General features: G+C 64.6%; 18 protein-coding genes. 15 read left to right on the top strand and 3 right to left on the bottom strand.

Annotated features, from left to right (window positions below; genetic code table 11):
• Nucleotides 1-1,560, bottom strand: coding sequence for a glycine betaine ABC transporter substrate-binding protein (locus IVB41_RS32095; protein WP_247438460.1), 1,560 nt, complete (start codon nucleotides 1,558-1,560; stop codon nucleotides 1-3).
• Complete coding sequence (locus IVB41_RS32100; RefSeq protein WP_247402031.1) at nucleotides 1,557-2,339, bottom strand: ABC transporter ATP-binding protein; 783 nt, start codon at nucleotides 2,337-2,339, stop codon at nucleotides 1,557-1,559. The genes IVB41_RS32095 and IVB41_RS32100 overlap by 4 nt, the downstream gene beginning before the upstream one ends.
• Before the next feature lie 132 nt (nucleotides 2,340-2,471).
• Here IVB41_RS32100 and IVB41_RS32105 point away from each other — a divergent pair, with 132 nt between their 5' ends.
• Nucleotides 2,472-3,290 (top strand): ABC transporter ATP-binding protein, encoded by an 819-nt coding sequence (locus IVB41_RS32105; RefSeq protein ID WP_247438462.1) that lies wholly within the window; start codon nucleotides 2,472-2,474, stop codon nucleotides 3,288-3,290.
• A complete protein-coding gene (locus IVB41_RS32110; RefSeq protein ID WP_247288095.1) occupies nucleotides 3,290-4,075 on the top strand; it encodes an ABC transporter permease in 786 nt (261 codons plus the stop codon). Before IVB41_RS32105 ends, IVB41_RS32110 begins: the two co-directional genes overlap by 1 nt.
• Before the next feature lie 39 nt (nucleotides 4,076-4,114).
• Here the strand turns inward: IVB41_RS32110 and IVB41_RS32115 are convergent, their stop codons facing one another.
• Complete coding sequence (locus IVB41_RS32115; protein WP_247288096.1) at nucleotides 4,115-4,564, bottom strand: cupin domain-containing protein; 450 nt, start codon at nucleotides 4,562-4,564, stop codon at nucleotides 4,115-4,117.
• Between the two features lie 137 nt (nucleotides 4,565-4,701).
• On the opposite strand from IVB41_RS32115, the gene IVB41_RS32120 reads away from it, so the two are divergent.
• The 13 genes from IVB41_RS32120 (at nucleotide 4,702) to IVB41_RS32180 (ending at nucleotide 21,658) form a co-directional block, all read left to right on the top strand.
• Nucleotides 4,702-5,727 carry an ABC transporter substrate-binding protein gene (locus tag IVB41_RS32120; RefSeq protein WP_247438464.1) on the top strand — a complete coding sequence of 342 codons (1,026 nt, stop codon included), beginning with the start codon at nucleotides 4,702-4,704 and terminating at the stop codon, nucleotides 5,725-5,727.
• A gap of 29 nt (nucleotides 5,728-5,756) precedes the next feature.
• Nucleotides 5,757-6,461 (top strand): NUDIX hydrolase, encoded by a 705-nt coding sequence (locus IVB41_RS32125; protein WP_247438466.1) that lies wholly within the window; start codon nucleotides 5,757-5,759, stop codon nucleotides 6,459-6,461.
• A gap of 95 nt (nucleotides 6,462-6,556) precedes the next feature.
• The gene (locus tag IVB41_RS32130) at nucleotides 6,557-7,879 is read left to right on the top strand and encodes an ABC transporter substrate-binding protein (RefSeq protein ID WP_247438468.1); all 1,323 of its coding nucleotides are present in this window, start codon (nucleotides 6,557-6,559) and stop codon (nucleotides 7,877-7,879) included.
• Nucleotides 7,880-7,910: 31 nt separating this feature from the next.
• Nucleotides 7,911-8,681, top strand: a complete 771-nt coding sequence (locus tag IVB41_RS32135) for an ABC transporter ATP-binding protein (RefSeq protein ID WP_247358833.1) — start codon at nucleotides 7,911-7,913, stop codon at nucleotides 8,679-8,681.
• Complete coding sequence (locus tag IVB41_RS32140) at nucleotides 8,681-9,385, top strand: ABC transporter ATP-binding protein (protein WP_027519516.1); 705 nt, start codon at nucleotides 8,681-8,683, stop codon at nucleotides 9,383-9,385. The genes IVB41_RS32135 and IVB41_RS32140 overlap by 1 nt, the downstream gene beginning before the upstream one ends.
• Before the next feature lie 13 nt (nucleotides 9,386-9,398).
• Entirely contained in the window at nucleotides 9,399-10,280 is an 882-nt protein-coding gene (locus IVB41_RS32145) for a branched-chain amino acid ABC transporter permease (protein WP_007613294.1), read from the top strand.
• Nucleotides 10,277-11,296 carry a branched-chain amino acid ABC transporter permease gene (locus tag IVB41_RS32150; protein WP_247438470.1) on the top strand — a complete coding sequence of 340 codons (1,020 nt, stop codon included), beginning with the start codon at nucleotides 10,277-10,279 and terminating at the stop codon, nucleotides 11,294-11,296. Before IVB41_RS32145 ends, IVB41_RS32150 begins: the two co-directional genes overlap by 4 nt.
• Complete coding sequence (locus tag IVB41_RS32155) at nucleotides 11,256-12,206, top strand: polyphosphate kinase 2 family protein (protein ID WP_027570818.1); 951 nt, start codon at nucleotides 11,256-11,258, stop codon at nucleotides 12,204-12,206. The genes IVB41_RS32150 and IVB41_RS32155 overlap by 41 nt, the downstream gene beginning before the upstream one ends.
• A 969-nt stretch (nucleotides 12,207-13,175) precedes the next feature.
• Nucleotides 13,176-15,506 (top strand): mechanosensitive ion channel domain-containing protein, encoded by a 2,331-nt coding sequence (locus IVB41_RS32160; protein WP_247438472.1) that lies wholly within the window; start codon nucleotides 13,176-13,178, stop codon nucleotides 15,504-15,506.
• 98 nt (nucleotides 15,507-15,604) lie between these two features.
• On the top strand, nucleotides 15,605-16,603 hold the full coding sequence (locus tag IVB41_RS32165) for a tripartite tricarboxylate transporter substrate-binding protein (protein WP_247438474.1): 999 nt from the start codon (nucleotides 15,605-15,607) through the stop codon (nucleotides 16,601-16,603).
• 321 nt (nucleotides 16,604-16,924) lie between these two features.
• Nucleotides 16,925-18,577 carry an NAD-dependent malic enzyme gene (locus IVB41_RS32170; protein WP_346770879.1) on the top strand — a complete coding sequence of 551 codons (1,653 nt, stop codon included), beginning with the start codon at nucleotides 16,925-16,927 and terminating at the stop codon, nucleotides 18,575-18,577.
• 172 nt (nucleotides 18,578-18,749) lie between these two features.
• Nucleotides 18,750-19,142, top strand: coding sequence for a BlaI/MecI/CopY family transcriptional regulator (locus tag IVB41_RS32175; RefSeq protein ID WP_027570822.1), 393 nt, complete (start codon nucleotides 18,750-18,752; stop codon nucleotides 19,140-19,142).
• Nucleotides 19,139-21,658 carry a M56 family metallopeptidase gene (locus tag IVB41_RS32180; protein WP_247438477.1) on the top strand — a complete coding sequence of 840 codons (2,520 nt, stop codon included), beginning with the start codon at nucleotides 19,139-19,141 and terminating at the stop codon, nucleotides 21,656-21,658. The genes IVB41_RS32175 and IVB41_RS32180 overlap by 4 nt, the downstream gene beginning before the upstream one ends.
• The last annotated feature ends 58 nt before the right edge of the window (nucleotides 21,659-21,716 follow it).

Consider the following 21,716-nt stretch of genomic DNA (forward strand, 5'->3'; position numbering starts at 1 on the left):
CTACCGCCCACCCACCTTCTCCCACAGCCATTTCGCCACGGCATCCGGCGACGAATTCGCATCATTGCCGGCGGCGCGTAAATTGGCTTCGCGCATGGTCGCGATGTCGATCTTGCCGAGCAGCGGTTTCAGCGCGGCCTGCAGCCGCTCGTCGCCGGCCCGTTTCGGGGCCAGCAGCAGGATGGCGTCGTAGGGCGGGATCGCGTGCCTGGGATCGTCGAGCGCAACGAGATCGTATTTTGCGATCAGCCCGTCGCTGGTGTAGCCCGCGATGACATCGACCTCGCCGCTGGCGACCGCCGCATACATGAAGTCCGGCTGCATCTGGCGCTGGGCGCGGAACGAGAGCCCATAGGCCTTTTGCAGCGCCGCCCATTCGGGTCGCGAGAAGAACTCATAGTCGCCGGCGATCGACAGGGTCGAAGCATGCGCGGCGAGATCGGCGATGGTACGGATGCCAAGCGCCTCGGCGCGTTTCTTAGGGATCACCAGCGCATAGGCGTTCTCGAATCCGAGCTCGCCGAGCAGGGTGATGTTCTCCTTCGCAAGCGTCGTCTGCAGCTCCGCCAGCAGTTCCGCCCGCGGTTGGATGTCCGTGCGGTGAAGCTGATTGGCCCAGAGCGTGCCGGAATAATCGACATAGAGATCGATATCGCCGGCCTTCAATGCCTCGAAGATCACGCTCGAGCCGAGACCGGATCGTGCGACGGCGGAAAGGCCGGAGGCCTGCAGCCGGTCGCGCATCAGCGCCGACAGCACATACTGCTCGGCAAACGTCTTGGCGCCGACGACATAGCTGTTCGGTGAGCGCTCTATCGTCGGCACCAATGTTGCGGCGACCAGTGCCGCGATCCCGGCCGCGCCAAGCGCTGTACGCGCGCGGCTGCGCCACCGCAGGCCACTCTCGATCAGGCCGAGCAGTTGATCGACCGCGAGCGCCAGCAGAGCCGAGGCAAAGCAGCCGAACAGCACGAATACCCAGTTCTGGGTCTGCAGCCCGGCAAAGATGTAATTGCCGAGGCTGGTCTGCCCGATCGGGGTCGACAGCGTCGCGGTGCCGATCACCCACACGGCGGCGGTACGGATGCCAGCCATCATCACCGGGAGAGCCAGCGGCAGTTCAACCATCACCAGCGACTGCCGTGCGGTCATTCCGACGCCTTTGGCAGCCTCGATCAGCGCGGGATCGATGCCGTTGAGGCCGGTGATGCCATTGCGCAGCACCGGCAGCATCGAATAGAGCGCCAGCGCCAGCATCGCCGGCAGGAAGCCGAAAGCGGAGAAGGAGACGCCGAACCAGGCCAGCGCCACGGAGGCCGCGAGCAGCAGGAGCGGATAGAACAGCGCGAGCAGCGCCAGCCCGGGCACCGTCTGCACGATGCTGGCTAGCGCGAGCAGGACGGCGCGCGGCGTTGGGCGGTTGCGCGTCAGGATCGCCAGCGGCAGGCTGACGATCAGGCCGAGCGCAAGTGCGGCGAGACTGACCCGTACGTGGTTGCCGAGATAGTCGGGCAAATGCCCCAGCGCCTCGCCCCAGCGCGGATCGGTGAAAAGGCTCATGCCGCCCCGCTCTGTGGCAGCAACGCGTTCAATCGCTCGACCTGGCGTCGTGGCGTCCGCAACAGCTCCAGCACGTAGGCGTCGCTGCTTTTCGAGAGCTCCACTGGCGTGCCCTGCGCCAGCAGCTTCCCGCTGCGCATCACCGCGATGCGGTCGGCGAGCAAAATCGCTTCCGTCATGTCGTGGGTGATCATCACGGTGGTCAGGCCGAGCTTGCGGTGCAGCTCGCGAAAATCGTCGCCGAGCGCATCGCGGGTGAGGGGATCGAGCGCGCCGAAGGGCTCGTCCATCAGCACAATTCGGGGCCGTGCCGCAAGCGCCCGCGCCACGCCGACGCGCTGGCGCTGGCCGCCCGAGAGCGCATCCGGCAACCGCTCGCGATGCGCGGCCCGGTCGAGCTGCACGAGCTCGAGTAACTCATCGACCCGCGTTGCGATATCCGCCGCCGGCACGCCGAGCAGTTTTGGCGTGATCCCGATATTGTCCGCGACGCTCAGATGCGGGAACAGCCCGCCGCTCTGGAAGACGTAGCCGATGCGGCGCCGCAGCGCGACCGGATCGACGGATTGCACGTCGTCGCCCTCGACCGTGATCGTGCCGCCATCCGCCTCGATCAGGCGGTTGGCGAGCCGCAGCAGCGTCGTCTTGCCCGAACCCGAGCCGCCGACGACGGCCACAAACTCGCCTTCGGCGATGTCGAGTGACACATCGTCCACGGCCTTGAGCGCGCCGAAGCTCTTGGTGACGTGGGCATAGCCAATCATCGGCCTGGATGGCATCGGGCGGGGCTCACTACGCTAACCCGCCCGTGGGGCAGGGGATGACGAGGCCCATGCGTACCACGCTTGGCGGCTTGATTGAACTTGGCCGCGCGAGCGGCTAAGGCATCGGGCCAAGTTCGGAGGGAACACATGATAACGCCTACGGCAGTGGCGCTGGAAGATGCCAAGGTCGCGTTCCAGCTGGGGGACGGGCGGGTCTATACGGCGGTGGAGAAGGCGCATCTGACGGTGGCGCAGGGCGAGTTCGTCGCCATCGTCGGCCCGACCGGCTGCGGGAAATCAACACTGCTCAACGTCGCGGCCGGGCTGCTGAAGCCGGCTGCCGGGAGCGTCAGGATATTCGACCAGCCGCTCGCCGGGCTGAATCGGGATGCCGGCTATCTGTTCCAGGCCGATGCGCTGTTCCCCTGGAAGACCGCGCTGGACAACGTCGCGATCGGGCTCGAAGTCAGCGGCACGCCGCGCGGCGAGGCGCTGCCGCAGGCGCAGACATGGCTGACCTCGGTCGGCCTGGGTGCCTTCGCCAACCGCTATCCGCACATGCTCTCGGGCGGCCAGCGCAAGCGCGTGGCGCTGGCGCAGGTGCTGATCCGCGATCCAAAGATCCTGCTGATGGACGAGCCGTTCGGGCCGCTGGATGCACAGACCCGGCAGGTCATGGGCAACCTGCTGCTCGACCTCTGGAACGCCGATCGCAAGGCCGTGCTGTTCGTCACCCATGATCTGGAGGAGGCGATCGCGCTCGCCGACCGCGTTGTGATCATGTCGGCGGGGCCGTCCTCGCGCATCATCGGCGACTGGCGCGTGAGCCTGCCGCGCCCGCGCGACATTTTTGAAGTGCGGCTGGACAAGGAATTCCATGCGCTTCATCGCGAGATCTGGAGCGTGCTCAAGGACGAGGTCATGAAGGGCTACGCGCAATCCACGCAAGCGGCGGAGGCGGTGTGATGTCGCGCGTGACGCTGCTCCTGCTGCAAGTGCTGGTCGCGGTGGTCTGCCTCGCGCTGTGGCAATTGCTGTCGACCGTGCCCGTGTTCGGCAAGATCCTGCTGCCGCCGTTCTTCTTCTCCAATCCGGTCGATGTCTTCGCCCAGATCGTCAAATGGTTCTCGTCCGGCGTGATCTGGAAGCATCTCGGCATCACGCTGACGGAATCGATCCTGGCCTTCGTCATCGGATCGGCCGGCGGCGTGCTGATCGGCTTCTGGTTCGCGCGCCAGCCGTTGGTCGCCGCGGTGTTCGATCCCTACGTGAAGATGGTCAACGCACTGCCGCGTGTGGTGCTGGCGCCGATCTTCGCGCTGTGGCTGGGGCTGGGCATCTGGTCCAAGGTCGCGCTCGGCGTGACGCTGGTGTTCTTCATCGTGTTCTTCAACGTCTATCAGGGCGTCAAGGAGGTCAGCCGCACCGTGCTCGACAATGGCCGCATGCTCGGCATGAGCGAGCGGCAGCTGATGCAGCACGTCTATTGGCCCTCCGCGCTGTCGTGGATGTTCTCCTCGCTGCACACGTCAGTGGGCTTTGCCGTGGTCGGTGCGGTCGTCGGCGAATATCTGGGATCGGCGGCGGGGCTCGGCTATCTCATCCAGCAGGCCGAAGGCATATTCGACGTCGCCGGCGTGTTCGCCGGCATGTTCGTGCTGTCGGCCTTCGTCATCCTGATCGACTTTGGCGTGACGTTGGTGGAGCGGAGACTGCTGGTGTGGCGCCCGACCGTGGACGGTCGCGGCTAGGCCGCGAGGGGCCCGCGCACCGCGCGAGCCCCGGATCGATCAGTCCAGCAGTTTGGTGTCGTCGGGGGCCTGCGGCGGCGTCTTGATCGCGATCGCCTTGACCTGTCCGCTGATCGGCTTGGTGCCGCCATGCGGCGTCCCCTTCGGGATGATGACGAGGTCGCCCGGCTTCACCGTGACTTCCTTGTCGCCGAACCAGATCGTGCCGGTGCCCTCTAAAATGTACTGGATCTCGTTGGTGTTGGGATGCATGTGCTTGGGCACATTGCCGACCTGGATCGAGATGGTGGCGCCGTCGGCGCTCGCGAACATCTTGGAACGGAAGCCGACGGCGTTCGCGTTCCCGAGCGCGTCACCCTCCATCTCGCCGGTGTGGATGATCTGCGGCGTGATGTTCTCCGCGGCCAGCGCCGGCCGAAGCAGGTGAGTTGCGCCGCATCCGGCGGCAAAAGCGGTGGCGATCGACAGTCCGATTGCAAGGCGATTCATGGATGATCCTCCCCATCAAGAATTGTTCTTGTGGGCTCATGCTATTGCGCCGAAAGGCCGATGGCCAGCGCCTTCGGTCCTGCTTCTCAAGCCAGCTCGGCTGCTCTATGGTGCCGCCAGCCGAACGGAGGAAACCAATGAAGAACACGATAGCCAGGCTCGCGGGCGCGTTGATCGCGCTGACGCTCACCGCCGGTCTTGCCGCGGCGCAAAGCAAGGTCACCATCGCGATCGGTGGCGGCTCCTGCCTGTGCTATTTGCCGACGGTGCTGGCAAAGCAGCTCGGCGAATACGACAAGGCCGGTCTCAATGTCGAGCTCGTGGACCTCAAGGGCGGCTCGGACGCGCTCAAGGCCGTGCTCGGCGGCAGCGCCGACGTGGTCTCCGGCTATTTCGACCATTGCGTCAACCTCGCAGCCAAGAAGCAAGAGCTTCAGGCGTTCGTCGTCTATGACCGCTATCCCGGCCTCGTGCTGGTGGTTTCGCCCTCGCACACCAACGAGATCAAGTCGATCAAGGACCTCGCCGGCAAGAAGGTCGGCGTCAGCGCGCCCGGCTCTTCTACGGACTTCTTCCTCAAATATATGCTCAAGAAAAATGGCGTCGATCCCGCCAGCACCGCCGTGATCGGCGTCGGCCTCGGCGCCACTGCGGTCGCCGCGATGGAGCAGGGCCAGATCGACGCGGCCGTAATGCTCGATCCGTCGGTGACCGTGCTTCAGGGCAGCCACAAGGATCTGCGCATCCTCTCGGATACCCGCACGCAAAAGGATACGCTCGAGACGTTCGGCGGCGAATATCCGGGCGGCGCGCTGTACTCGACCGCGGCCTGGGTTGCCGGCCACGAGAAGGAGACGCAGGCGCTGACCAACGCGATCCTGGGCACGCTCGCCTGGATCCACTCGCACTCGCCCGAGGAGATCATGGCGAAGATGCCGGAGGAGACGGTCGGCAAGAACAAGGACCTCTACCTCGCGGCGCTCAAGAACACGATCCCGATGTTCTCCGAGACCGGCAAGATGGACCCGAAGGGTGCGGACGCCGTGCTCGCGGTGTTCAGCGTCGGCTCGCCGGAGGTGGCCAACGCCAAGATCGACGTCAGCAAGACCTTTACCAACAAGTACGTCGAGCAGGCCAAGAAGACTACGGGGAGCGCCAAATAACTGGCGCGAAGGCGTGGTCATCAGGCGTCATGACGTCACCCATCATTCATCGCGTCACCACCCTTGATCTCGCCGTGCGACCGATCGTCTGGCCGTTCGCGGAGGAGCGGCGCGCCGAGATCACCGCGCATTTCGCCGAGAAGCAGCGTGAGCGACCAAAACTCTGGAACGGTCGCGTCCTGATCGGGCGGGATGCCCTGTTTACCGACGGCCATCTCGCCGCGACCTATTTCGAGACCGATTTCGCGAGCTTCCTCGCCTGGCGCGACTGGGGCTTTCCCGACAAGGCCGTGTTCAACGGTTTTGGCATGGGCGCGCTGCGTAGCTCCGACGGCGCATTCGTGATGGGCGAGATGGCGCAGCATACCGCCAATGCAGGCCGGATCTATTTCCCGTCGGGCACGCCCGACCTCGACGACGTCAGGGGCGACACGCTCGACATTCCCGGCAGCGTGATCCGCGAACTCGAGGAGGAGACCGGCCTCACCGCGGCCGACTATCGGGTCGAACCGGACTGGCACTGCGTCGTCACCGGCCCCACGATTGCGATGTTGCAAATTATCAACCTGGACATGCCGGGTGATGTGGCGCGTGCGCGGATCGAAGCCAATCTGGCGCGCGAGGCCGAGCCGGAGCTGTCGGCTATCCATCTCGTGCGCGGAATGAGCGATCTCACGCCGTCCATGCCGCGATTTGTCACGGCCTTCGTCGAGCAGCAGTTCGCGTTGCGCTGACGCGCGAGGCTTGACATCGCTGCGCCCAGCCCATGTGATGGGCAAAAATACAAAAGCAAAAAGAATGCAATGCACAATCGGCCAGGGAGGTTTTGATGCGCGTGCGCATGGCTGCCCGTTTGGTACGTGGGCTGTTGGTCGCGATATCAGCGACGGTCTTGGCGGCGTCCGCCCAGGCTCAAGATCAAGGCAAAGAGAAGAAGATCAAGATCGGCGTCGTTTTCGATTTGACCGGGCCTCTCGCCGGCGGCGGCTCTGAGCTCGGTTATATCGGCGCAAAGATCGTTCTCGACCATTTCGCCAAGACCGGCGTCGAGGGTTACAAGATCGAAGCGGTCTATGCCGATGCGCAAAGCAAGCCCGACATCGCGATCAACGAATCCGTTCGCCTGCTCGAGCAAGAAAAGGTCGACATGGTGCTCGGCTTCTTCTCCTCGGCGCAATGCGTGCCGGTCGCGGCCCGTGTCGAGCAGCTCAAGAAGTTCATGTGGATGACGACCTGCATCTCGTCGGCCGTGTTCAACGAGAAGGGTTACAAATACGTCTTCCGCCCGCAAGCGAGCGGCGACCAGTTCGGCATGATGACGATGGATTTCATCGCGCAGAACGCCAAGGCGAAGTTCGACAAGGAGCCGAAGGATCTGCGCGTCGCGATCATTCACGAGGACGGCGCCTATGGCGTCGACGTGTCCAGGGGCAACGAGGCCGGCGCGAAAAAGGCGGGCTTCAACGTCGTGATGAAGGAAGGCTATTCGGCCACCGCGCCTGACCTCTCCGCGCTGGTGACCAAGTTGAAGCGTGCCAAGCCCGACGTCATTTTCCACACCGGCTACAACCCCGATATCACGCTGTTGCTGCGTCAGGCGCGCGAGCAGGGGCTGAAATTCGGCGCGCTGATGGGGCACGGTGCGGGTTACGGGGTCTATGAAAAACTGAAGGAAGGCATGGGCGCCGATGCCACCTACATCTTCAACACCGACCCGATCTCGATCTGGCTTGCCAACCAGAAGACCATGGATCCCAAGCTCCCGCCTGTGATCAAGATGGTCGGCGAGGAATTCGACAAGATCCGGCCGGGCGTCGCCATCCGCTCGGCGCATGTCGGCATCGGTGCGTCCAACACTTATGTGTTCATGAATGACGTGCTGCCGCGCGCGATCAAGAAGTACGGTGGCGTCGATCCAGATGCGCTGCGCAAGGCGGCGCTCGACATTGATATTCCCGAGGGCGGCACCATGCTCGGCTTCGGCGTCAAGTTTTACGGCGAGGGCACGCCGATGGCCGGGCAGAACGAGCGCTCGTTTCCGGTCGTGATCCAGTACATCGACGACAAGTCCTCCGTGGTGTGGCCCAAGAGCCAGGCGCAGCGCGAGGCCGTGCTGCCGTTGCCGAAGGGCACCACCTACAGCAACCAGTAGCGCAAATGCGCGCAGAGAGGAGAGCGGGACGGTGCTGGAAGTCAGCGGGCTGGTGAAGCGGTTTGGCGGCTTCACCGCCGTCAACAATGTGTCGTTCAAGGTCGGCCAAGGCGAGATCCTCGGCCTGATTGGCCCCAACGGCTCGGGCAAGAGCACGATCTTCAATATGCTCTCGGGTACGCTGGCGCCGACGTCCGGTTCGATCCTGTTCGACGGCTCCGAGATCGCAGGCCTTCCGCCGCACCGGATCATCAACAGCGGCATCGGCCGCACCTTCCAGATCCCGCGGCCATTCCGCCGCCTGACGATCTTCGAGAACGTCGCGCTCGCCGGCTTCTACGGCCAGGGCCGCCACAGCCGTGCCAGGGCCGAGGAGGCGGCCGAAAGATCGCTGGCGATGGTCGGCCTGCCGACCGATCGCCATGCCAGCGTGGATGGCCTCGGCGCAGCCGGCCTGAAGAAGCTCGAGCTGGCGAAAGCGCTCGCCACCGCGCCAAAACTCCTGCTGGCCGACGAGAGCCTCGGCGGCCTCGACGAGGCCGAGATGGGGCAGGCGGCCAACATGCTGCGCAACATCCGCGACGAGCTCGGCATCACCATCATCTGGGTCGAGCACATCATGGGCGTGCTGATGCGCGTCGTCGATCGCGTCATGGTGCTCGATCACGGCGAGAAGATCTCGGAAGGATTGCCAAGTGCCGTTGCCGGCGATCCCCGTGTCATCGAGGTCTATCTCGGCACCGATGCCGAGACCACGCAGGCCGCGGCCGCCGCAGCGCGCCGCCGCGCGGGGGTGCAGTGATGCTTGAGCTCCGCGGCGTCAATGCCGGCTATGGCACCTTCCAGGCACTGTTCGACGTCGATCTCGACGTGAAGGCGGGCGAGGCTGTCGGCGTCATCGGGCCCAACGGGGCCGGCAAGACCACCCTGATGCGCGTCATCTCCGGGCTGATCCGTCCCTCGCGTGGCTCGATCAGAATGGAAGCCGTCGACGTCGTGGCCACGCCGCCGCACAAGATTGTCAGCCTCGGGATCGCGCATGTGCCGGAGAACCGGCGGCTGTTTCCGCAGCTCTCGGTCGACGACAATCTCAAGATGGGTGCCTTCATGCAGGAGGCGCGCGGCCACTATGCCGAGCGGCTGGACGTGGTGTTCGAGCTGTTTCCGCGCCTGAAGGAGCGCCGCCACCAGATGGCCGGCACCATGTCCGGCGGCGAGCAGCAGATGTGTGCGATCGGCCGCGCGCTGATGTCGAATCCAAAGCTGCTGCTGCTCGACGAGCCGTCGGCGGGGCTCGCGCCGGTCGTGGTGCAGCAGGTGTTCGAGCTGGTGAAGCGGATCCGCGCCAGCGGGCTGACCGTGCTGATCGTCGAGCAGAATGTGCAGCAGGTGCTGAAAGTGGTCGATCGCGCCTATCTGATCGAGGCGGGCACGATCAGGTCCTCAGGCACCTCGGCCGAGATGCTGGCGAGCGACACGGTCAAGGAAGCGTATCTCGGGGTGTGAGGTTCATCCAGGCATGCAAGCATTTTTGGACATTTTCGACATCTACCTGCTGGAGGCCGTGATCAACGGCATCCTGCTCGGCGGCGTGCTGGCGTTGCTCGCGCTCGGGCTCAATTTGATCTTCGGCGTCATCGACGTGACCTGGATCTGCTATGCCGAGCTGGTGATGATCGGCATGTACGCCATGTACTTCCTGGTGCAGTATTACGGCATCAGTTACTTCCTCGCCGCGCCGCTCACCATCCTGCTGGTCGCGGTGCTCGGCGCGGCGCTGCATTACCTCGTGATCGCGCCGCTCCTCACTGCGCCGCCGATCAACCAGTTGCTGGCGACCGGCGGGGTGCTGTTCGTACTGCAGAGCTTTGCCACCGTCGCCTTCGGCATCGACTTCCGCAACCTCGGCATTCGCCTGCCGGTGCTCGCCTTCGGCGACATGAATTTCAGCTACGCACGACTTCTGTCCTTCCTGGCTGCGCTGGTCGGCATGGTCGCGGTCTATCTGTTCATGACGCGGACCTTCACCGGCACCGCGATCCGCGCGATCTCTCAGGACCGGCAGATCATGGCGCTGATGGGCGTCGATACCAAGCGCATCTATCTCATCACCTCGGCAATCGGCGGGGGGCTGGCCGGGCTCGCCGCCTGCCTCCTTGTGCTGCAATATGACGTGCATCCCTTCGTCGGCCTGTCGTTCGGACCGATCACGTTCCTGATCTGCGTGCTCGGGGGCCTCGGCAATTTCATCGGCGGCTTCATCGCCGCCTTCGTGTTCGCCGAGATCATCTCGCTCGGCGGCCTGTTCTCCGATCTCGAATGGGGCTATGTGCTCGCCTTCGCCTTCTTCATCGTCATGATGTTCATCCGGCCCGCGGGCCTGCTCGCGAGGCGCCGATGATGGGGCGGGGACGGCTTGCTGCCTGGGCGGTGGGATTGGCGGCGCTGGTCGCGCTGCCTTTCGTCTATCGCGATCCCTATCATCTGCACATCCTGGTGCTGATCCTGATCTGGTCGTTCGCCTATACGTCCTGGTCGATGATGGGGCGGTTCGGCCTCGTCTCGCTCGGCCATGGCGGGTTCATGGGAATAGGCGCCTATGTTACCGCGCTACTCTGGAATCACCTGGGATGGTCGCCCTGGATCGGCATCCCCATCGGCATGGTCGCGGCCGGCGCGCTGGCGCTGATCGTCGGCTATCCCTGTTTTCGCTTCCGCATCACCGGGCACTATTTCGTGCTGGTGACGCTCGCGCTCTCCGGCATTGTGCTCCAGGTCATCACGGCGACACGCGACTACACCGGCGGCTCGCTCGGCTACACGCCGAACCGGGCCGCGGGCAACAAGCTCTGGTCGCTGCAATTCGACGACAAGATCACCTGGTACCTGATCGCGCTCGGGGTCTGGCTGTTCGGCATCGTGGTCTGGCACGGGGTCGACCGCAGCATGGCCCGCTATGCGCTGGAGGCGATCTCGGAGGACGAGGACGCCGCGGCCGCCGCCGGCGTCGACGTCACCGCGGAGAAGCTGAAGATCACACTGCTCAGCGCGCTGATGACGGCGCTCGCCGGCGCGATCTACTGCCAGTACCAGATGTTCATCACGCCCGACACCGTCAGCGGCATCGCGGTGTCGCTCCAGATGGTGTTCGCGGCCATCGTCGGCGGCCTGTTCGTCTCGCTCGGCCCGACCTTCGGCGCCGTCATCACGATTATGCTGGCCGAGACCCTGCGCATCGGCTTTGGCACCAAGGCGGTCGGCTGGGACAATCTCGTCTACGGCGTGCTGCTCGTGCTTTTCATCATATTCCTTCCGAAGGGCATCCTTGGTAGCTTGCTCGATCGATTGAAGCCGCAACGCAAGGTGCCCCGCGCCCATGAGCAAGAAGTCGTCCAAATCGCTCGCCCAGGAGCTTGACCGCTACATCACGCCATTCCGCTACGATGGTTCGGGCAAGTTTCATCTCAAGGACCACAAGACCGACGAGAAGGGCGACCTCGACAAGGAGAAGGCGCAGGACATTCTCGACGCCAACATGAAGCGGCTGATCGCGTTTCAGGAGAAGCTTTACGCCCAAGACCGCTGGTCGGTGCTGATCGTATTCCAGGCGATGGACGCCGGCGGCAAGGATTCTGCGATCAAGGCGATCTTCGAGGGCATCAATCCGCAGGGTTGCGCAGTCAGTGCCTTCAAGGCGCCGAGCAGCAAGGAACTCGACCACGATTTCCTCTGGCGCCACGCGGTCGCGCTGCCGGAGCGGGGCCATATCGGCATCTTCAACCGCTCCCACTACGAGGAATGCCTGGTGACGCGCGTGCACCCGGAGATCCTCGCCAAGGAGAAACTGCCGCAAAAGCTCCTCACCAAGAACATCTGGAAAGAGCGATTCGAGGACATCTCTGCGTGGGAGCGCTATCTCTCGCGCAACGGCACCGTGGTGCTGAAATTCTTCCTCAACCTGTCCAAGGACGAGCAGCGCGAGCGCTTCCTCGACCGGCTGGAGGATCCGTCCAAGCAGTGGAAGTTCTCCATGGACGACATCAAGGAACGCGCGCTGTGGCCGCGCTACCAGGCGGTCTATCAGGACATCGTCCGGCACACGGCAACGCCTCATGCGCCGTGGTATGTCGTGCCGGCCGACCACAAATGGTTCGCGCGCGTCGTGATCGGGTCGGCCATCGTCGCGGCGCTCGAAAAGCTCGATCTGCGCTTCCCCCGCGCCGACAAGGCCTCGCTGGGCGAGTTCGACGAGGTGCGCAAGGCGCTGGAGAAAGAGGAGAAGGCGGACAAGAAGCAAAAAACGCGAAAACAACCCCATGCACAGTAGCCGGGGATAACGAAATCAATGACTTGAAGGTCAGCGCGAGGCTTGCGGATTCATTGCTGATTTAACGAAATCGTTTGACCCGTCGGGCAAAACAGGGGCATGATGTCATCATCCCAAATTCCTCAGGACCCGCGCGCCCACCAGCGGCAGAAGCGCTCCACATTGACGGGAAGGGTAGTCTCGTAACTCGCCCACTTTTCGTATTTCGCTGCAGCGAATCCGTCGCAGTGAGATGGAACGCACCATCAAATGTGATTTGTGCGCCATTGATCTTGCTTGACAGTCCTGCGTCACGGGAGGACCATCGCAATGGTCGCAAACATGCGACGCGCAACGTCCACATCAAGAGCAAGGGGAGGTCTATGACACCACCTCCGCAGATCCAGCCGCGGTAAGTGCGATGGAGCTCGTTCGGACTATCGCATAGCGGCAGAAAACCGCGAACGGCACGCCGGGCCAAGGTTTAGAGGGCTGCATCAGTGTGGCATAGCCCCTACCTGCCCGGCGCTGTATTCTGCAGCACATCGATTGCATCACAGCGAATTATGTCGGATGGCCGTGACGCGGCCGCCGCGCTTTTGACATCCTGATTCTCTCCTCCTCCTCATCGCGTCATTCCGGGCCGACTCCCGGAATGACGCAGGGCTATTGCATATCGGGGCGATCGCAGATGACGTCTCGGCGGCCCCCGAGCGAGCGCCTCGTCCTTCGAGACGTCCGCTTCGCGGCCTCCTCAGGATGAGGCTTAACTGCATCCATCTGCATTGAATGCTGCCGCATACGCATCCCTCGCCTTGAGACCGCGGTTCCCGTTTCCTGCACCGCGGCAAATGCCAAGAGAATGTCGCCTCATTGGCCAACTTCCGACACAGCGCCCGGGCGAATAGCGTCGATCCGACATGATGCATGTGCTTCGGCGGTGACGGTCCCGACGTCGCCGTCGCATTCATTTTTCCCAGGGAATCCCTCGTGTCGCATAAGCTTGCCTCCGCGCTTCTCGCCGCGCTCTTGATCGCGATCTCATCTCTCTCCAGCACCCGCGCCGCGCCGCCCGCACCGGCGGCCAATAGCGCTGCCGCGTTGTCGCCCGACGAGGCCAAGCGCGCGCTGGAGACGCTGCAGGACGACAAGAAGCGCGCGCAGATGATCGACACGCTGCGCGTGATCGCGAATGCGTCAGGTCCACAGCAGCCCGCGCCCGAGCCAAAATCGCCGATCCCGCTCGCGGCCGACGGCCTTGGTGCGCAGCTCATGCTCACCGTGTCCGAGGAGATCGGCGAAATTTCGCGAGACGTCGCCGATATGGCCAGGACGCTCACGCACTTCCCGGCGTTCTACTACTGGATCGTGCGGACCGCGAACGATCCCGCGGCCTACAATCTCCTGATCGAGATTGGTTGGAAGCTCGCGCTGGTGTTCGGCTGCGCCTTCTGCGCCGAATGGGTGATCTTCCGTCTGATCCGCCGCCCCGTCGCGTTCCTGGAAGGGCGCATGCCGCAAACGGCGCGCCTGCCGGTGCAGGTGTTGCCCATTGCCGATCCGCCGTCATCGGTCGCCGATGTCACCCCGGCGCCCGAACTGCAAATGCGCCGCCACAGCCTGGCGCGGGCCTGGCAAATCATGCTGCGGCTGCCGCTCGTGCTGGGACGCTTCCTGCTCGAGCTGCTACCCGTGTTGGTCTTTGTCGGAGTCGCCACGGCGCTGCTCGGCACCGAGATCGGCGAGCCCACCACCGTCCGCCTCGTGATCCTCGCCGTCGTCAACGCCTACGCGTTCTCGCGCGGGCTCATCTGTGTGGTCCGTGTGCTGGCGGGACCGTTCGGCTTGTTTCCGGTCAAGGCCGAAACCGCCGCCTATATCGAGATCTGGGCGCGCCGCATCGTCGGTGTCGGCGTCTCCGGCATCGCCTTTGCCAACGTGGCGCTGCTGCTCGGCCTGCATCGCGCCGGCTATGCCGCGCTCTTGCGCATGGTGATGCTGGTCGTGCATCTCTTCATCGTCGTCATCATCCTGCAATGCCGCCGCCAGGTCGCCGAAGCCATCCGCGCGCCGGCCGACCGGCAGGGGCTCGCGGCGCGACTGCGCAACCGCATCGCGGGCGGCTGGCACTATCTCGCCATCGCGCTCGACCTCGCGCTGTGGGCGGTGTGGGCGCTGAACATCCGCAATGGCTATTCGTTGCTGCTGCAATATTTCGTCGGCACCATCGCGGTGGCGCTGATCACGCGTGTCGCCATCATGCTGACGCTGGGCCTGATCGACCGCGGCTTCCGCATCAAGCCGGAAATCCTCCAGCGGTTTCCGGGCCTCGAGATCCGCGCCAACCGCTACCTGCCGCTGCTGCGCAAGATCGTATCCGGCGTGATCGCCTTCATCGGCCTGGTGGCCGTGCTCGAAGTCTGGGGCGTCGACGCCATCGTCTGGTTCTATGGCGGCCAGATCGGCAGCCGGCTGATCTCGGCGGTGGTGACGATCGGACTTGCCGTGTTCATCGCAGCTGCGATCTGGGAAGCCAGCAACGCGCTGCTGGACCGCCAGATCAATACGCTGTCGCGCGACGGGCACTATGCCCGCGCCGCGCGGCTGCGGACCTTTCAGCCGATGCTGCGCACGGCGTTGCTGTGCGTGATCGCGACCGTCGTCGGCCTCACGGCGCTCAGCGAGATCGGCGTCAACGTCGCGCCGCTGCTGGCGGGCGCCGGCATCGTCGGCATCGCCATCGGCTTCGGCTCGCAGAAGCTGGTGCAGGATCTCATCACCGGGCTGTTCCTGCTGCTGGAGAACACCGTCCAGGTCGGCGACAGCGTCAGCGTGTCCGGGCTATCGGGCGTGGTCGAGAACGTCTCGATCCGCACGATCAGGCTGCGGGCCGGCGACGGTGCCGTTCACATCGTGCCGTTCAGCGCGGTCACCACCATCACCAATGCCAGCCGTGGCGCCGGCAATGCGTCCGTCAGCGTCAACGTCGCCTACAAGGAAGACACCGACCGCGCCGGCCAGATCCTCAAAGACATCGTCGACGAGATGCGCCGCGAGGTGGAATTCCGCAGCCTGATCCGCGGCGATCTCGAGCTCTGGGGCATCGACAAGGTCGACGGCGCCATGGTGTCGATCGTCGGCCAGATCCGCTGCACCGAGGCCGGCCGCTGGCCGGTGCAGCGCGAATTCAACCGTCGCATGAAGCAGCGCTTCCAGCACAACGGCATCGAGGTCGCATCGGCCACCCAGACCATCCTGATGCACATCGCGCCGCCGGCTGACAACGCCGCTCATCTGACGCCGCGTCGAGCCGCAGGATAGTGGCGCGGTAAACTTACCGCTTGCCTTGGTCGAACCGGCAGCGTTCACTTCGCCCCAGCCCGCTGACGACATGCGGGCGGCAAAAAAGGGTGGATGGAATGCAGGGGCGGTGGGCTGGACTGCGCGGTCATGTGATCGTCATTTGTGCGTTGTTCGGATGTGCGGCGTGGACCGCTCCTGCGAGCGCGCAGCCGTTTCCGTCGCGGCCGATCACCCTCGTGGTGCCGTTCGCGGCGGGCGGTCCGACCGATACGCTGGCGCGCATCCTGTCCGAACGCGTCGCCGCCGAATTGCACGCGACGATCGTGGTCGAGAACGTAGCGGGCGCCTCCGGCAGCATCGCCGGCGCCCGGGTCGCGCGCGCAACGCCTGATGGTACCACGATCACGATCGGTCATTGGGGCACGCATGTGCTCAACGGCGCGATCTTCAAGCTACCCTATGACGTGATCGCCGATTTCGAGCCGGTCGCGACGATCGCGATGGGCACGCAGCTCATCGTCGGCCGGAAGTCGCTCGAGGCCAACACTCTGAAAGAGATGATCGCGTGGCTGAAGGCCAACCCCGGCAAGGTGACTGCCGGCACGGCCGGTGCGGGCACAGGTGCCCACGTCGCCGGTGTCTTCTTCAAGGAGAGAACCGGCACCGACTTCCAGTTCGTGCCCTATCGCGGCGCGGGGCCCGCCATGATCGACCTCGTGGCCGGGCAGATCGACATCATGTTCGATCAGGCCTCGAACTCGCTGCCGCATTACAAGAACGGTGCGATCAAGGCGTTCGCGGTGACGTCGCCGACGCGGCTCGCCTCCGCGCCCGATATCCCGACCGTCGACGAGGCGGGGCTGCCCGGTCTCTACATCTCCTACTGGCACGGCATCTGGGCGCCGAGAAATACGCCGAAGGAGATCGTCACGAAGCTCAACGCGGCCATCGTCACCGTGCTTGCCGACGCTTCCGTCAAGCAGCGGTTTGGCGAATTGGGACAGGAGATTCCTCCGCCCGATCAGCAAACACCCGCAGCGCTTGGAGCCTTCCAGAAGGCCGAAACCGAGAAATGGTGGCCGATCGTGAAGGCCGCCGACATCAAGGCTGAGTAACGCTGTCGCCCATACCACTGACTCATCCTGAGGAGCCCGCGGAGCGGGCGTCTCGAAGGATGCGCCGCGGAGAGCAGGGCCTGCATGATTCGCCCGGCGATGCAAAGCATCGTCCGGAGACGCGCGTTCCGCGCTCCTCACCATGAGGGGCGAGAGCCTCGCGGCGTTAACCTTTTTCGTGCGCACGACGAGCGGTCTGTCACCAAAACCTCGCTGCGGTGCGGGATCACAATGCTTGCCGCAGTTTTCTGCGTCCTTGATCTCAGGTGAGTGCTGGCCGACAATGCTCGCCCTTCAATAAGAAACTCCCTGGGGGAATTCGTGAATAGACCTGCTCGGGTCAGCGCCCATTCGACATCGTCCGATTCCGTGCACGGCATGGCGCTGCTGCGCGATCCCCTGCTCAACAAGGGCACCGCCTTCACCGCGCAAGAGCGCGACGACCTCGGCCTGCGCGGCTTGCTTCCGCCTTGCGTGCTGACGATGGAGACCCAGGTCGAGCGGGTGCTCGTCAATCTGCGCACGCTGCCGACCGATCTCGAAAAATACGTCGCGCTGAATGCGCTGCATGACCGCAACGAGGCGCTGTTCTTCCGTGTCGTCGTCGACAATATCGACGAGATCCAGCCGATCATCTACACGCCGACGGTCGGACTCGCCTGCCAGAAATACGGCCTGATCTTCCAGCGCCCGCGCGGCATGTTCATCTCCTCGCGCGATCGCGGCCAGATCGCCGAGATCCTGAAGAACTGGCCCTATCCGGCCAAGCTGATCGTCGTCACCGATGGCGAGCGCATCCTGGGCCTCGGCGATCTCGGCGCCAACGGCATGGGCATTCCGGTCGGAAAGCTCTCGCTCTATTCGGCCTGCGCCGGCGTGCATCCCGAAACGTGTCTGCCGATCGTGCTCGACGTCGGCACCAACAACGAAGAGCTCCTGAAAGACCCGTATTATCTCGGCTTGCGCGAGCGGCGGCTCACGGGCGAGGCCTATGACAGCTTCGTCGACGAGTTCATGGTCGCCGCGCGCAAGACCTTTCCGGGAGTGCTGATCCAGTTCGAGGATTTCGCCAACCACTCGGCGTTCAAGCTGCTGCACAAATACCGCGATGAGGCCTGCGTCTTCAACGACGACATCCAGGGCACGGCCGCGGTTGCGCTCGCCGGCCTGTTCTCGGCCTTGCGCGTCAACGGCGGCAAGCTGAAGGATCAGCGCATCCTGTTCCTCGGCGCGGGCGAGGCCGCGACCGGCATCGCCGATCTCGTGACATCCGCCATGATGGCGGAGGGCGCCTCCGAGGCCGAAGCGCTCCGCCGCAACTGGCTGGTGGATTCCCGCGGCCTGGTCGTTGGCGGCCGTGAAGGCCTGTCCGGTCACAAGCTCCGTTATGCCCATGCCGACCAGGCGCCGATCGCCGACTTCCTGACCGCGATCAGGACGCTGAAGCCGACGGCGATCATCGGCGTTGCCGCGGTCGGCGGCGCCTTCACGCCCGAGGTGCTCAAGGCGATGGCCGAGCTCAACGAACAGCCGATCGTGTTCGCGCTCTCCAACCCGACCTCGAAGGCCGAATGTTCGGCGGAGGACGCCTACCGCTACACCGGGGGCCGCGCGCTGTTTGCCTGCGGCAGCCCGTATGATCCTGTGAAGCTGAACGGCCGCACCTTCGTGCCGCGCCAGGGCAACAACTCCTACATCTTCCCGGGCGTCGGCCTCGGCGTCATCGCCAGCCGCTCGCGGCTGGTGACGGACGAGATGTTCATGGCGGCCGCCCATACGCTGGCCGATTGCGTCGGCAAGGACGATCTTGCGCAAGGCAGCCTCTACCCGGCGCTGCCGCGCATCCGCGAGGTCTCGGTCCGCATCGCTGCCGCCGTTGCCGATGTCGCCTATCAGCGCGGACTCGCGGACGGACCCGCGCCCAACGACGTGAAGGGATTGGTTCAGTCCCAGATGTACGAGCCGAAGTACTGAAGCCTCCGCATCGTCATGCCCGGGACAAGCCCGGGCATGACGACCGCCTAAAGCAAGCCCCGTTCGGTCAGCATCCGATACCATTTCAGGTAGAAACCCCGTTGCGCGGCGCGGCGGTATATGCGACGCTCTGTAGCGCTACAAGAAAATTCGAAAACCAAGGTAAGCCGCCATGGACGATCGTTTGCCCGACCTGGGCGACCTCGAGCACGAGGTCATGCAACTGGTTTGGGCCCATGGTCCTGTCACGGCCGAAATTGTGCGCGAAAAGCTGTCGCGTCGGCTGAAGGAATCCACCGTGCGCACGGTGCTGCGCCGGCTGGAAGAAAAGGGCTATGCTCGGCACACGGTGGACGGACGCACCTATGTCTACCACGCAGCCGAAGCGCGCGCGCGGGTTGCGGCCAAGGCGGTGCAGCGCATCGTCGACTGGTTCTGCAATGGCTCGATGGAGGAGGTCCTCGTCGGCATGGTCGACAATGCGATGCTCGACCAGCAGCAGCTGCGCACACTGGCCGACCAGGTCGCCAAGGCGAAGAAGGCGAGGGGAGTGAAGAAAGAATGATCGCAACTCTGGCGGAGGCGGCGCTGCGCTCCCTTGTGCTGGGAGGCGTCGTCTGGTTCGGCCTCAACCTGTTTCGCGTGCGCAATCCGCACGCTCACATGACAGCGTGGGTCGTCGTGCTGCTGGCATCGCTGGCGATGCCCGTGGTGATGCATTGGCCGACGGTCACGATCACCCGGCTGCCATTGCCGGTATCGGTGCCGGATGATGTCCTGCCGGCTGACATCTCGATGTTCGAGATGCCGCAGCCCATGCAGCCGATCGCGCCCGGCGCGGCGATTGCTTCCCCGGCGCAGAGCGGCGTCTCGATCAATTGGTGGCTTGTCGCCACAATCGTCCATGTCGCCGTCGCCAGCCTGTTGCTACTGCGGCTGGCCATCGGCCTCTATCTGACCTGGCGCCTCGCGCGCGCGGCAAGGCCGATCAATGGTCCGCACCTGGTCGACGCCGATGTGCGCGTCAGTCGCGACGTCGGCGGTCCCGTCACGTTTGGCTCGACCATTCTGGTGCCGCCGCAATTTGCCGGCTGGGACGCCAAGAAGCGGCTCGCGGTGCTCGCGCATGAGGGCGCGCATGTCGCCAACCGCGATTTCTATATCCTCCTGCTCGCCTCTCTCAATCGCGCGGTGTTCTGGTTCAGCCCGTTCGCCTGGTGGCAGCTCGCGCGTCTTGCCGAACTTGCCGAGATCATCAGCGACGCCGAGGCCATCGAGGTGATCGACGACCGGCTGTCCTATGCGGAAATCCTGCTTGATTTCGCAAGCACGGTAAACCCGCGGCCGCTCGAGCTCGCGATGGCGCGGGCCTCGACCGTGCGCGCCCGCGTCGAGCGCATCATCGCGACTGCCGCGATGCCCGTCGCGGTCGGCTGGCGCAAGCGAGCGTGGATCGCGGCCGCGATCGTCCCGGCCGTGATCGTGTCCGCCGGCATGATCGCCTATCGTACCCCGGAGCCTGCGCCGCTCGCCGCGGATAGCGGCGAGGTGCCGGCCCAGCATTACCGCCCCTTCGTCAATTTCTACGTCATGGGTTCGGCGTCGGTGTTCGCCATCTTCCGCGAAGGTGACGATCTCTTCGGCCAGCTCACCGGGCAGCGCCGGCTGCGCCTGACGGTCGACAGCGACGGCACCGCGTCCTACATGGCTTCGTCGAGCGAGATCACGTTCCCGCTCGATGCGGAACGTCGCTCCTCCGAACTGATGCTGCGGATCAACGGCCGCGACGTGCGCGCGGTGCGTGTCGCCGAGATGCCGGCGCCGACGACTGAACCTGCCTCGCTCGATCAATATGTCGGCTGGTACAGGATTGCGCCGAACCGCGTGCTCACCGTGCGCCGCGATGGCGACCGTCTCTGGTTGCAGGAAACCGGGCAGGGCACGACGCAAATCCTTGCCGAGGGCACTGATGCCTTCTCCTTCCGCGGCGACCATCTCGTCATCTTCCTGCGCGACGAGCAGTCGAGGGTCTCGCGCGTGTTGCTACAAGGTGCGGTTTTCGGCGCCCGTCTTGCGGCCCGCGTCGATGCGGCGGTGGCTCAGGCGGTCGAAGCGGATTTCGCGCGCCGCCTTGCCGAAGTCCCCGATCGCTTCAGGGAGCAGGTCCCGGCCGTCGGCGGCAAGGAGATGATCGTGCGCGGGATCGAGGATCTGCGCGCCGGCACGCCGAACTACGACCGCATGAGCGCGCCGCTCGCCGCCAAGCTCCACCGCCAGCTCAATGAAATGCACGCGACGTTCGTTGCGCTCGGCGGGCTGGAATCGATCTTCTTCCGCGGCGTCGGACCCGGCGGCTACGACATCTACGGCGCGAAGTTCGAGAACGGTACGGCCGAATTCCGCCTGCTGCTCGAGCCCGACGGCAAGGCCGGCGATGTCATCTTCAGAGCCGACGGCAACGACGAGCTCGGTGGCATCGTGCCTTGCTCTGAGGAGGCGAACGTGCGCGGTCGCGCCGGCACCTCGCCGATCAGGATCATGGTCTATAACGAGATGGGCGACGACATCCAGGTCTTCAATCTCGATGCCGACGGCAATCGGAGGACGCAGAGCGCCGTCAGGCCCAACATGACCTGGGCCTCCACCACCACCGTGAACAATCCGTGGGTGATTGCCGACAAGTCGGGACGGTGCATGGAGATCCTGGTGCCGGGCCGGCAAACGCGCTTCCACAATGTCGAGGCTTCGAACCTCGGCGCGCGTCCGAGTCGCGCGGCACGGCGCGCCGTTCCGATCGCCAATGGTGAGGAGATGCTGCGTCGCTACATCGAGGGAGTCGGCAAGGGACAGCCGGACTACGAGCGCATGACGTCGGAAGTGGCCGACATCACACGCGCGCAGCTTCCGTTCGATCAGGCGATTCTAACGCGGCTGGGTGCGTTGCGTGCGGTCTCCTTCCGCGGCGTCACCGCGCTCGACAGCGACATCTATGTCGCCCAGTTCGCCAACGGTTCCGCGGAATGGCGCATCGGCGTCAGAAACGGCACGATCACGAAGATCGCGCTCGGGCCCAATTTCTAGAAGAATCGCCGCCGCTGATCTGCAGGACCGGCGGCTCCCGAGTTGTTGACGGCGCTCT

Source organism: Bradyrhizobium sp. 44 (assembly GCF_023073095.1).
Taxonomy (GTDB): domain Bacteria; phylum Pseudomonadota; class Alphaproteobacteria; order Rhizobiales; family Xanthobacteraceae; genus Bradyrhizobium.

What these genes read in the sequence shown, in the direction of transcription:
- IVB41_RS32095 (WP_247438460.1), bottom strand. Translation starts at nt 1,560, where the DNA reads ATGAGCCTTTTCACCGATCCGCGCTGGGGCGAGGCGCTGGGGCATTTG.
- IVB41_RS32100 (WP_247402031.1), bottom strand. Translation starts at nt 2,339, where the DNA reads ATGCCATCCAGGCCGATGATTGGCTATGCCCACGTCACCAAGAGCTTC.
- IVB41_RS32105 (WP_247438462.1), top strand. Translation starts at nt 2,472, where the DNA reads ATGATAACGCCTACGGCAGTGGCGCTGGAAGATGCCAAGGTCGCGTTC.
- IVB41_RS32110 (WP_247288095.1), top strand. Translation starts at nt 3,290, where the DNA reads ATGTCGCGCGTGACGCTGCTCCTGCTGCAAGTGCTGGTCGCGGTGGTC.
- IVB41_RS32115 (WP_247288096.1), bottom strand. Translation starts at nt 4,564, where the DNA reads ATGAATCGCCTTGCAATCGGACTGTCGATCGCCACCGCTTTTGCCGCC.
- IVB41_RS32120 (WP_247438464.1), top strand. Translation starts at nt 4,702, where the DNA reads ATGAAGAACACGATAGCCAGGCTCGCGGGCGCGTTGATCGCGCTGACG.
- IVB41_RS32125 (WP_247438466.1), top strand. Translation starts at nt 5,757, where the DNA reads ATGACGTCACCCATCATTCATCGCGTCACCACCCTTGATCTCGCCGTG.
- IVB41_RS32130 (WP_247438468.1), top strand. Translation starts at nt 6,557, where the DNA reads ATGCGCGTGCGCATGGCTGCCCGTTTGGTACGTGGGCTGTTGGTCGCG.
- IVB41_RS32140 (WP_027519516.1), top strand. Translation starts at nt 8,681, where the DNA reads ATGCTTGAGCTCCGCGGCGTCAATGCCGGCTATGGCACCTTCCAGGCA.
- IVB41_RS32145 (WP_007613294.1), top strand. Translation starts at nt 9,399, where the DNA reads ATGCAAGCATTTTTGGACATTTTCGACATCTACCTGCTGGAGGCCGTG.
- IVB41_RS32150 (WP_247438470.1), top strand. Translation starts at nt 10,277, where the DNA reads ATGATGGGGCGGGGACGGCTTGCTGCCTGGGCGGTGGGATTGGCGGCG.
- IVB41_RS32155 (WP_027570818.1), top strand. Translation starts at nt 11,256, where the DNA reads ATGAGCAAGAAGTCGTCCAAATCGCTCGCCCAGGAGCTTGACCGCTAC.
- IVB41_RS32165 (WP_247438474.1), top strand. Translation starts at nt 15,605, where the DNA reads ATGCAGGGGCGGTGGGCTGGACTGCGCGGTCATGTGATCGTCATTTGT.
- IVB41_RS32175 (WP_027570822.1), top strand. Translation starts at nt 18,750, where the DNA reads ATGGACGATCGTTTGCCCGACCTGGGCGACCTCGAGCACGAGGTCATG.
- IVB41_RS32180 (WP_247438477.1), top strand. Translation starts at nt 19,139, where the DNA reads ATGATCGCAACTCTGGCGGAGGCGGCGCTGCGCTCCCTTGTGCTGGGA.